The following is a 10,932-nucleotide window of genomic DNA, read 5'->3' as shown; positions in this document are numbered from 1 at the left end:
CGCCTTGCGCACGCGCCCGCCGCGCCTGGCCGGGCGCGCGCCCCGGCGAGTGGCGCGACGCCCGTGCGGGGATCGGGACGCCAGCCGGGGCCGCGCGCCGCAGGCCGCGGGGACGAGCGCAACGCCCGAGGCCAGCGCCCCGCGCCCGAGGAGCGCGCCCCGCGCCTGGGCGACACCGCCTTCCGCGCGCAGCGTGAGGCCATGGAGAACGCCCAGCTGGCGCTCAAGAAGCTCGCGGCGCAGGCGCATGGCGAGGCCCTGACGCAGCTGCTCACGGCCTGGGAAAAGCGCGATGCGGCCCAGGTCCCTGCGACGCAGGACCTGGGGGGGCGTGTGCCGCCCGCGGTGCGCAGCGCCTGGGTGCAGGCCCTGTCGTGCGCGCCGCAGGGCGATGCGTCCGAAGCGCTGCTGCGTCTGGAGATGGCGGCCGAGGCACCCACCCCGGCAGAGCACATCGCTGCGCGGCGCATGCTGCAGTTGCAGTTGCTCACCCGGCGCAACGACCCCGCGCCCGCCCAGACCTGGGGCCAGGACGCGGCCCGCGTGCTCGCGAGTGCCAGCGATGCGGGCAGCGCACGCCGCCTGCAGGGCGCGTTGAAGACGCTGCTGCGCAAATGACGGGAAAGCGGACCAGCGCGCTCCCCTGTTTTTTTCGGATGGTCTACCATGGAATCAGAAAATAACGAAACATCGGGCGGCATACGGTTCAATCAATATCGGATGTCGTGGGTGGCATACGTCCGGCCCGGGGTGGTGTTCTTCCTCCTCTCGGCGCTGGCCGTTGTCCTGGGCACACTGAATCCGTCCCTGGGCGTCGTTGCTGCCCTGGTAGCACTGGCGATATTTGTCTATCAGGTGCTCTACCTGCGCAGCATGATCTTGTTCACCGACGATGATGGCGTTTGGTTCTTTCGCGGTGTCTTTCCCTGGAACAAAGGCATCACCGGCGTGAAGTGGCGAGACGTCGAGGACGCCGTTTTTTTCACCGGCTTTGTGAGCTGGGCTTTCAATTCCTATTCGATCAGGGTCGGCCATCGCTTCACGAAGGCCAGCGAACTTGTAATTCCAAATGTGAGGGACGGGCACAATGCCGTCGTCCACATTAACGAAGTTCACTTGGCCAGATTGGGCGATTCGCACCGCTGAAAATAGGAAAACCGTGGACGCGCTGCGCATCCGCCCGTTCGATCCGGCCGACGAGCCCGCAGCCATCGCGCTCTGGCATGGCTGCGGCCTGCTTCGGCCCTGGAACGACCCGCACAAGGATATTGCCCGCAAGCTGCGGGTGCAGCCCGGGCTGTTTCTGGTCGCCACCCGACCGGCCGAGGGCGCTGGCGAGGAACTGCTGGGCACCGCCATGGCCGGTTATGACGGGCACCGCGGGTCCGTCTACTACTTGGCCGTGGCCCCCGGCGTGCAAGGCCTGTCCGTCGGGCGGCGCCTGATGGCCGAAGTGGAACAGCGCTTGCTGGCGCTCGGCTGCGCGAAGATCAACGTGCTGGTGCGCAGCAACAATTCCCGGGTGCTCGGCTTCTATGCGCAACTGGGATACGCGCGCGACGAGGTCTTCTCGTTGGGCAAGCGCCTGATTCCGGATCTGTGAAACGCACCGGGGAGAGCATCCGTGCCGGGGTGCTCACGGCCGGGTCTTCTGCGCTGGGCCGCTGGCTGCCGGGTGCAGCATCCATTCGTGCGCCGGGTCGTTGCGAAAGACCCAGGTGCGACCCGGGCCGGCCATCACGTTCAGGTAGTACAGCCGGTAGCCGTGCGGGGCCACCACCGGGTGGTAGCCGCGCGGCACCAGGACCACGTCGTGGTTCTCCACGGCGCAGGCCTCGTCCAGGCTCCGGTCGTCGGTGTAGACGCGCTGGAACGCAAAGCCCTGCGGCGGGTCGAGCCGGTGGTAGTAGGTCTCTTCGAGCAGGGTTTCGTCGGGCGCTGCGTCGCGGTCGTGCTTGTGCGGCGGGTAGCTGCTGGAGTGGCCCGCGGGGGTGATGACCTCGACCACCAGCAGCCGTTCGGCCGCCGGGTTGTCGCCCATGAGGATGTCGCAGACATGGCGTGCGTTGCTGCCCGCCCCGCGGGTGCTGCGGCGCATTCCCGCGCCGTCGATGCGGCACACGGGCCGCTTGCCTTCGACGCAGGGCGCGCTGCACAGGGCGACCTCGGCGGCGCGCGTGGCCGTGATCGTCAGCCGCTGGCCGCCGGGCAGGTACAGCGCGTCGGGCGAGATTTCCTCGAAAACGCTGTCGCGCTTGCCGAGTCCTGCAAAGCGCTGCCCGCCGACCTGCACGTCGACGCTTCCGGTGAGCACCACCACGCACAGCTCGCGCGCTCCCGTCTCCAGGCTCTCGTGCTCGCCGGCGCCGAGGCGCAGCGCGCGAAAGCCCACGTGCTGCCAACCGGCAGACGCCGGCGTGACGCAGCATATCTCGCGCCCGGGCGCGGCCTTGATCAGCAGGGGGGAAATCGGCATCGGGGTGTTCTCCTCGCGGGGGGGGGTGTACTTAGCGGCCCAACTGATCGACCAGCGCGCGCAGCGTGTCGTAGCCTTTGCGCGCGTATGGCTGGCTGGGCGCGACGGCGGGGTCCTGCTCGGCCTCGACGACGAGCCAGCCCGCGTAGCCGGCGTCCCGGAGAACGCGCAGCAGGGGCTCCCAGCCCAGGGCGCCGTCGCCCGGAACGGTGAAGGCGCCGTTGACGACGGCGTCGAGAAAGCTCCAGCCGCTGCTGCGCGCCTGCGCGACGATCTGCGCGCGCACGTCCTTGCAGTGCACGTGCGCCACGCGGGCCACGTGCCTTCCGAGCAGCGCCACCGGGTCGGCGGCGCCGCCGAAGAAGGCGTGGCCGGTGTCGAAGAGCAGGAAGACGCTTTGCGGGTCGGTCAGCGCCATCAGCTGGTCGATGTCGGCGGGCGACTCGACGTAGGCGCCCATGTGGTGGTGGTACGCGAGCCGGATTCCGTAGCGGGCCAGCAGGTGTGCGCCAAAGGCGTTCAGGCGCGCGGCGTAGCGCTGCCACGCGGCGGCGTCGGCAAAGCGCGGGCGCCGGGACAGCGGTGTGTCGATCTGGCCCTGGATGGTCGCGGCGCATTCGCCGTAGACCACCACCTGCACCGCGTTGTGTTGCAGCTTGCGCATATGCGCCTCACAGCGCTCGATCTCGGCGGCCACGGCCTGCGCGTCGCTCTGGCCGGGCGCGGGCTCGGCGAGCATGCCGCTGTACCAGCCCGAGACGCAGACCAGGCCGAACTCGGCGAGCTTGGCTTGCAAGGCGGGGCCGTCGCCGGGAAACTTGTGGCCCAGCTCGAAGCCGGCGTAGCCGATCTGCGCGCCTTCGGCGAGCGCGGTCTCGAGCGCGGTCTCGCCGCCGAGCTGCGGCAGGTCGTCGTTCATCCAGGACAGCGGATTGATGCCGATGCGGACGTTCCAGGTCGTCATGGTGGTATGGGTCGGGTCGGGTGGTTCGGGGCCGGCGCTCAGCGGCGCTGCCGGGTCTTGGCTTCGAGGTAGTCGCGCTGCGCGGCGGCCACCCCGGGGCGGGGGGAGACCTGCGGCACGGCCACCTCCCACCACGCGCCGCCGTCGTCGGTCGTGCGCTGGTGCGTGGTGTCGATCACCAGCAGCTGGCTCTGCGTCGCCGCCCGGGCGCGGCGCATTTCGCGGCGCAGTTCCTCGACGCTGCGCACGTGCACGGCGTCGGCGCCGAGCGCGCGGCCATGCAGCGCGTAGTCGATCGCCGAACGCGTTCCGCCCTCGGGTACGCAGGCGTCGAGCAGGTTGTTGAAGCTCGCACCGCCGGTCCGGGTTTGCAGCCGCTCGATGCAGCCAAAGCCGCGGTTGTCCAGGAGCACGACGATGATCTTGCGCCCGAGCAGCACCGAGGTCGCGAGCTCGGAGTTGAGCATCATGTACGAGCCGTCGCCGACGATCACGATGACCTCGCGCTCGGGCCGCGCCAGCTTCACGCCCAGGCCGCCGGCGACCTCGTAGCCCATGCACGAATAGGCGTAGTCCATGTGGTAGTTGCCCGGCAATGCGCTGCGCCAGAGCTTGTGCAGTTCGGCGGGCAGCGTACCCGCGGCGCACACGACGATGTCGTTGCGCGCGCTGTCGAGCCCCGCGTCGGCGGCGGATTCGCGCACCGCGCCGATGACCTCGGCCTCGTAGGGCAGCGCGTTTTCCGGGGGGCGGGTGGTCAGCTGCGTCACGCGCGCGACCCAGGCGGCGGCCTGCTCGCGGCAGCCGGCGGTCCAGTCCGGGTCGGCGCGCCACCCGGCGAGTTCCGCCGAGAGCTGCTCCAGGCCGGTGCGCGCGTCGGCCACGAGCTGCTGGCCGCGCTTCTTGCCGGCGTCCAGGGGCTGGACGTTCAGGCTCAGTAGCCGGGCCCGCGCGTACAGCGCGTGCGATCCGGTCGTGAAGTCCTGCAGGCGCGTGCCGACGGCAAGGACCAGGTCGCACTCCCCGGCGGCGCGGTTCGCTGCGGGCGAGCCGGTGACGCCGATCGCGCCCAGGTTCAGCGGCAGGTCCCAGGCGAGGCTGCCCTTGCCGGCCTGCGATTCGGCCACCGGGACGCCGTGCGTTTGCGCAAAGGCGCGCAGCGCGTCCCAGGCCTGGCTGTAGAGCACGCCGCCGCCGGCGACGATCAGCGGCCTCTTTGCCGATCTGAGCAGCGCGCCGGCCGCGGCCAGTTCCACGGCGTCTGCCGGCGGGCGGCGCAGGCGGATGCGCGCCGGTTGGAAGAAGTCCAGGGGCCAGTCGCAGGCGAAGGTCTGTACGTCCTGCGGCAGCGCCAGGCACACCGGGCCGCATTGCGCGGGGTCGGTCATGACCTGTATGGCGCGCGGCAGGGCCACGAGCAGTTGCTCGGGCGCCGTGATGCGGTCGAAGTAGCGCGTCACCGGGCGAAAGCAGTCGTTGACGCTGAGCTCGCCCTGCTCGAAGCTCTCCAACTGTTGCAGCACGGGGTCGGGCAGGCGCGAGACGAAGACATCGCCGGGCAGCAGCAGCAGCGGCAGCCGCGCCACGTGCGCCAGCGCCGCGGAGGTCAGCATATTCGTCGCGCCCGGGCCGATGCTCGAGGTCACGGCCATGATGCGCTGGCGGAAGTGGGCCTTCGCGAAGGCCACGGCAGCGTTCGCCATGCCCTGCTCGCTGTGCGCGCGCAGCGTCGGCAAGCGGTCCTTTTCGGCCTCCAGCGCCGCGCCCAGGCCGGTCACGTTGCCGTGGCCGAAGATCGCGAACACGCCCGCGCAGTAGGGCAGGATTTCGGTCTCGCCGTCGGGCCCGGTGACCTCGGCCTGCAGCGCGGCCAGGTAGCGCACCAGCGCCTGGCCCACGGTCAGGCGCACGCTGGCCTGGGCGGTTTGCATCGTCATTGCGGTCGGCTCCATCGTCATGATCATCGTCGTCGTTGTCGTCGTCATTGCGGGCTCGGCGTCCCGGTCGGGCCGTGCAGGCTGCGCCCCTGCCAGGCGTCCACCAGCCGGGCAAAGTTGCCGGCGACCGCGTCGATCAGGGCCTGGTCGCCGATCCGGCCGCGCAGCCATTCGAGCGCGGCCTCGGCCCACAGGGTACGCCCGACCATGAAGCCCTTGACGATCGGGTTGTCCGCGCAGCGAAAGCTCTCGGCCAGATACTCCAGCGGCTGGTTCAGGCCCAGGATCACCGCGCCGCGGCAATACGGGTCGCGCTCGGCGATCAGCGCCGCGAGCTGCGACCAGCCATCGGGGCGCATCGGCGCGAGCTTCCACCACTCGGGCCGGAGTCCCAGGTTGTACAGGCGCTTGACGGCGCGCAGCAGCACCTCGTCCGCGCCGTCCGTCTGCGCTGCCGGCGTGGCCGGCGTTTGCAGGCGCGGCGGGATCAGCTCGATCAGCAGTTCGTTGCCGCTCGCGCGCGTCGCCTCCCAGAGTTCGAGCAGGGTCTGCTCCTGTTCCAGGCGCAGGTCCACGGGGTCGTCCGGGTGGTAGTGCACCAGGCACTTGGCGACCTGCTCGGTGGGCCAGTGCACCAGCGCCGACCCCAGCGAGCGCGTGCCGTCGAAGCGCAGCGGGCGCGAACCCGGCAGTTCCACCGGCCGGCCGACCCACCAGCCGCGCCCGGTGGCCTGCGCCAGCGCGTCGCAGCCGTAGGCGCCGCCGTCGATCAGCACCCCGACGCGGCCCTGCAAGCGGTGGCTGCGCTCCACCTGCTCGGCGGCGCGCAGCAGCAGCAGCTTGAGCGGATTGATGCGCGCCTCGTCGGCGCCGGCGGTGTGCGCCAGATCGTAGAACTGGCTGCGGTGGTCGAAGGCCATCACGCACAGATCGTCCCAGCGCCGGCGCGTGACGCTCACGCGGTGCAGGTGCGCGAGTTGCCGGTCGGCGTCCACCCGGGGATGGCGCTGACCACCGAACCAGTGCGCCAGCTCGGCCGGCGTGGGCATGGACGCCGAGCAGGCGTGGCGCGAGACCACGATCGCGCCGCAGGCGTTGGCGAGGCGCGTGGACTCGGCCCAGTCCCGGCCCTGGAGCAGGCCCGTGAGCAGCCCCGAGAGAAAGGCGTCGCCCGCGCCGAGGACGTTCAGCACCTCGACGCGCTCGCCGGGGTAGCTTGGCGCGTCCTCGATGCGCGCGGGCAGCGCGCCCTCGATGACGCAGCAGCCCAGCGCGCCGCGCTTGACGACGAGCACCGCCTGGCTGTGCTGGCGCACCGCTTGCAGCGAGGCCATGAGCGCGTGCGGCACGCCGCCGGCGATCAGGAACTCCTCCTCGGTGCCGACGAGCAGGTCGAATTCGCCGAGCACCTCCTGCAACTGCTGCGTGACGCTGGCGTCGGGAACGTAGCGGTTCGCGCCCGCGCCGCGCGGCGTCAGGCCCCACAGCACGGGCCGGTAGTCGATGTCCAGCACGCGCACCAGGCCATGCGTGCGTGCGTGGCCGAGCGCCGTCAACGCCGCCGCGCGGGTGGTCGGGGTGGACAGGTGCGTGCCGGTAATGGACAGCGCGCGGCAGCCGGCGATGAAGTCCGCGTCGATCGCGTCGGCGCGCAGCGCCATGTCGGCGCAGTTCTCGCGCATGAAGAGCAGCGGGAAGCTGTCGCGGTCCTTGAGGCCGAGCAGCACCAGCGCGGTCAGGCGCTCGGGGTCGGTCTGCAACTGGCTGGTGTCGCAGCCCTCGCGCTCCAGCGTCTGGCGCAGGAAGTGGCCCATCTGCTCGTCGCCGACGCGCGAGATCATCGCCGTCCTCAGCCCCAGCCGGGCGACGCCGAAGGCCAGGTTCCCGGACGAACCGCCGAGGTACATCTGGAAGCTGCGCGCGTCTTCGAGCGGGCTGCCGAATTGCTGCGCGTAGAGGTCCACGGCCACCCGGCCCAGGCAGGCCAGGTCGATGCGGCGACCACTTGGAAATTTCAGGACGCTCATGTCAGTGTCAGTTCTCAGGCCCGTTGCCCGTTGTCGGCGGCGATGTGGATGGAGTGGCGGTCGTTTCCCCGCGGGCGTGCCGGGGCGACCCCCTGCCGCGCTCTCGTGGCAGGCGAGCGGAGTCTAGCCAGGCTGGAAATAAAATTCCCTAGGTGAAATCACTTAGAAAATATTTTCTAAAAACCGGCGCTGCAAAACTACACTGGCATCCTGCTGGCGCCTGTCCGATCCGGCCGATCCGGGCGCCCGGCACCCATACCCATCAGAGGAGACATCGGGATGAAAAAACTGTTCCTGGCCGCGACGGCGGCCGCCACCCTGCTGGCTTCACCGCTGGTCTGCGCGCAAAAGATCGGCGTGACCATGGCGCAGTTCGACGACACCTTCCTGACCATCCTGCGCACCGGTATCTCCGACGCGGCCAAGAAGGCCGGCGCCAGCGTGCAGATCGAGGACGCCGGCGGCGACGTCGGCAAGCAGCTGAGCCAGATCCAGAACATGATCGCGCAGAAGGTCGAGGCGATCATCGTCAACGTCGTGGACACCGACGCCACGCCCAAGATGACCCGCATGGCGCTCGACGCGAAGATCCCCCTGGTCTACGTGAACCGCAAGCCGGTGGACTTCGAGAAGCTGCCCGCGGGCGTGGTCGTGGTCGCGTCCGACGAGACGGTGTCGGGCCGCTTGCAGGCGCAGCAGGTGTGCAAGCTGCTCGGCGGCAAGGGCAGCATCCTGATGCTGCTTGGCGACCTCTCGAACGAGGCGGCGCGCACGCGCACCAAGGCGGTCGAAGACCTGCTCGCGACGCATGAATGCGCCGCCATGAAGATCATCGACAAGCGCGAGGGCAAGTGGAGCCGCACCCAGGGCCAGGACATCACGACCAACTGGCTGAGCTCGGGCCTGAAGTTCGACGCCATCGTCTCGAACAACGACGAGATGGCCATCGGCGCGATCAACGCGCTCAAGGCGACCAAGAAATGGACGCCCCAGACCATCGTTGCGGGCATAGACGCAACGCCCGACGCGCTGGCGTCGATGAAGGCCGGGGATTTGAAGGTCACGGTCTTCCAGAACGCCGCCGGGCAGGGTGCGGGCGCGATCGACGCGGCCATCCGGCTGGCGAAAAAGCAGAGCGTGGAGCGTTTCGTGAACGTGCCGTTCGAGCTCGTCACGCCCGCGAACCTGGCCCAATACGCGGGCAAGAACTAAGGGTCGTCCGGGCGTGCACGGCCGACGGGTCGGCGCGTGCACTACCCGGCCCATTGCGAATGGTTTGCGAGGAGAGTCCTTCCATGTCCAGCGTCCTGATGGATCGGCCAGCGTCCCCCGCCGGGGGCGAACGACCGGCCGCACCCGACTACCTGCTCGAAGTGCGCGGGGTGGGCAAGTCCTTTCCCGGCGTGCGCGCGCTCGACGACGTGCAGTTCCGCCTGCGCCCGGGCAGCGTGCACGCGCTGCTGGGCGAGAACGGCGCGGGCAAATCGACGCTGATGAAGATTCTTGCCGGCGTGCACGCGCCGGACCGGGGCGAGATCCGCGTCAAGGGCCAGCCGGTGACGCTGGGCAGCCCGCTGGACGCGCTCAATCAGGGCATCGCGATGATCCATCAGGAACTGAACCTGATGCCCTATATGACGGTGGCGGAGAACATCTGGATCCAGCGCGAGCCGAAGAACCGCTTCGGCCTGATCGACCACGGCGCGCTGCGCCGGCGCACGCAGGCGCTGTTCGAGCGCCTGGCGATCGACGTGGACCCCGAGGCCGAGGTGCGCAGCCTCACGGTGGCGAGCCGCCAGATGGTCGAGATCGCGAAGGCGGTGTCGTTCGACTCCGACGTGCTGATCATGGACGAACCCACCTCGGCGCTGACCGACAAGGAGGTCGATCACCTGTTCGGCATCATTCGCCAGCTGCGCGCGCAGGGCAAGGGAATCGTCTACATCACGCACAAGATGAGCGAGCTGTTCGAGATCGCCGACGAGTTCTCGGTGTTCCGCGACGGCCGCTACATCGGCACGCACGCCGCCTGCGACGTCACGCGCGACGAGATCATCCGCATGATGGTCGGGCGCGAGATCGCGCAGCTGTTCCCCAAGGAGGAGTTGCCGATCGGCGAGGTCGTTCTGTCCGTGCGCAACCTGGCCGTGGAGGGCGTTTTCCGCGACGTGAGCTTCGACCTGCGCGCCGGCGAATTCCTCGGTCTCGCCGGACTGGTCGGCTCGGGCCGCTCGAACGTCGCCGAGGCGCTGTTCGGCGTGGTTCCGGCGACCTCGGGCGAGATCCGCATCGACGGCCGGCCGGTGCGCATCGCCACGCCCGCGCAGGCGATGCGGCAGGGAATGGCCTTTCTCACCGAGGACCGCAAGGAGAGCGGCTGCTTTCTGATCCTCGACCTGCTCGCGAACCTGGAAGCGGCGGTGCTGCGCGCGCGCTACGTGAAGTGCAACTTCGTGCAGCAGAGGCTGCTGCGCCGGGGCTGCGAGGACATGCTGCGCACGCTGCGCGTGAAGGCACCGGGGCTGCACGAAACCATACAGAACCTCTCGGGCGGAAACCAGCAGAAGGTGCTCATCGGCCGCTGGCTGCTGACCCGGCCCCGGATCCTGATCCTCGACGAACCGACGCGCGGCATCGACGTGGGCGCGAAGGCCGAAATCCACCGCCTCGTGACCCGGCTCGCGGCCGAGGGCGTGGCCATTTTGATGATCTCGTCGGAGCTGCCCGAAGTGCTCGGCATGTGCGACCGCATCCTGGTCATGCACGAGGGCCGGATGACCGGAATCGTCGAGCGCAAGGACGCGGACCAGGTGCGCATCATGGAGTTGGCATCGCGCTGAGGGCCCGGTTGCAGCAGCGCGCGCAAGAGCGGTTTTTTTTACGCAAACAATCCAAGGAGCAAACATGAAATTCACCCGCAAGATGGCCGTGACGGCGCTGGCTGCAACGGCCTTGGTGGCCCTGGCGTCCGGCGCCGCGCACGCGCAGAACATCGCCGTCGTGACGCACGGCCAGGCGAACGACGCGTTCTGGTCGGTCGTGAAAAACGGCGTCGAAGCCGCGGCCAAGGACGCGGGAATCAAGGTCAGCTACCGCGCGCCCGAGAGCTTTGACATGGTCGCGATGAGCCGGCTCATCGACGCCGCAGTGAACCAGAAACCCGACGGCCTCGTGGTGTCCCTGCCCGACGCATCGGCCCTGGGCCCGGCGATCCAGCGCGCGGTGAAGGCCGGAATCCCGGTGATCACGATCAACTCCGGGCAGGAGTTTTCCAAGAAGCTCGGGGCCCTGCTGCACGTCGGCCAATCGGAATACGAGGCGGGCCGCGTTGCCGGCGAGAAACTCAAGGCCATGGGCGGAAAGAATGGCATCTGCGTGAACCAGGAGGTGGGCAACGTCTCGCTGGACCAGCGCTGCAAGGGCTTTGCGGACGGCTTTGCCGGAAAGTCCAAGGTGCTGCCCACGGGCAACGACCCCGCCGAGGCGCGCGCCAAGGTGAAGGCGGCGCTGGATTCGGACACGACCCTC

Annotated in this window: 9 protein-coding genes and 1 pseudogene; 6 read left to right on the top strand and 4 right to left on the bottom strand. The window is 69.5% G+C overall.

What is annotated here, in order from left to right:
* The 3 genes and pseudogenes from VTU_RS0120250 to VTU_RS0120240 all read left to right on the top strand — a co-directional run.
* Positions 1-618, top strand: a pseudogene (locus VTU_RS0120250) (DUF349 domain-containing protein); the annotation flags it as partial.
* Positions 619-666: 48 nt separating this feature from the next.
* Entirely contained in the window at positions 667-1,146 is a 480-nt protein-coding gene (locus VTU_RS0120245; RefSeq protein ID WP_138927979.1) for a hypothetical protein, read from the top strand.
* 22 nt (positions 1,147-1,168) lie between these two features.
* Positions 1,169-1,603 (top strand): GNAT family acetyltransferase, encoded by a 435-nt coding sequence (locus tag VTU_RS0120240; protein ID WP_029554602.1) that lies wholly within the window; start codon positions 1,169-1,171, stop codon positions 1,601-1,603.
* A 33-nt stretch (positions 1,604-1,636) separates the two neighbouring features.
* Here the strand turns inward: VTU_RS0120240 and iolB are convergent, their stop codons facing one another.
* From iolB to VTU_RS28920, 4 genes are read right to left on the bottom strand one after another with little or no spacing between them, the layout of a single operon-like run.
* Positions 1,637-2,476, bottom strand: a complete 840-nt coding sequence (gene iolB, locus VTU_RS0120235) for a 5-deoxy-glucuronate isomerase (protein WP_010107972.1) — start codon at positions 2,474-2,476, stop codon at positions 1,637-1,639.
* A gap of 31 nt (positions 2,477-2,507) precedes the next feature.
* Positions 2,508-3,440: a myo-inosose-2 dehydratase gene (gene iolE, locus VTU_RS0120230; RefSeq protein ID WP_010107970.1), complete on the bottom strand. Its 933-nt coding sequence runs from the start codon at positions 3,438-3,440 to the stop codon at positions 2,508-2,510.
* A 38-nt stretch (positions 3,441-3,478) separates the two neighbouring features.
* On the bottom strand, positions 3,479-5,404 hold the full coding sequence (gene iolD / locus VTU_RS0120225) for a 3D-(3,5/4)-trihydroxycyclohexane-1,2-dione acylhydrolase (decyclizing) (protein WP_010107969.1): 1,926 nt from the start codon (positions 5,402-5,404) through the stop codon (positions 3,479-3,481).
* A 17-nt stretch (positions 5,405-5,421) separates the two neighbouring features.
* Complete coding sequence (locus tag VTU_RS28920) at positions 5,422-7,404, bottom strand: bifunctional 5-dehydro-2-deoxygluconokinase/5-dehydro-2-deoxyphosphogluconate aldolase (protein ID WP_010107967.1); 1,983 nt, start codon at positions 7,402-7,404, stop codon at positions 5,422-5,424.
* A 279-nt stretch (positions 7,405-7,683) separates the two neighbouring features.
* Between VTU_RS28920 and VTU_RS0120215 the strand changes: the two genes are divergently transcribed.
* From VTU_RS0120215 to VTU_RS0120205, 3 genes are all read left to right on the top strand, one after another.
* Positions 7,684-8,616 (top strand): sugar ABC transporter substrate-binding protein, encoded by a 933-nt coding sequence (locus tag VTU_RS0120215; RefSeq protein WP_010107966.1) that lies wholly within the window; start codon positions 7,684-7,686, stop codon positions 8,614-8,616.
* An 83-nt stretch (positions 8,617-8,699) separates the two neighbouring features.
* Positions 8,700-10,244 carry a sugar ABC transporter ATP-binding protein gene (locus tag VTU_RS0120210; RefSeq protein ID WP_010107965.1) on the top strand — a complete coding sequence of 515 codons (1,545 nt, stop codon included), beginning with the start codon at positions 8,700-8,702 and terminating at the stop codon, positions 10,242-10,244.
* 64 nt (positions 10,245-10,308) lie between these two features.
* Positions 10,309-10,932: substrate-binding domain-containing protein (locus VTU_RS0120205; protein ID WP_010107963.1), on the top strand; the 624-nt coding region annotated here is incomplete at its 3' end.

It is taken from the genome of Verminephrobacter aporrectodeae subsp. tuberculatae At4 (assembly GCF_000193225.1).
Taxonomy (GTDB): Bacteria; Pseudomonadota; Gammaproteobacteria; order Burkholderiales; family Burkholderiaceae_C; genus Acidovorax; species Acidovorax aporrectodeae.
The sequence above is the reverse complement of the archived record's forward strand: the minus strand, read 5'-3'. Positions and strand labels throughout refer to the sequence as shown.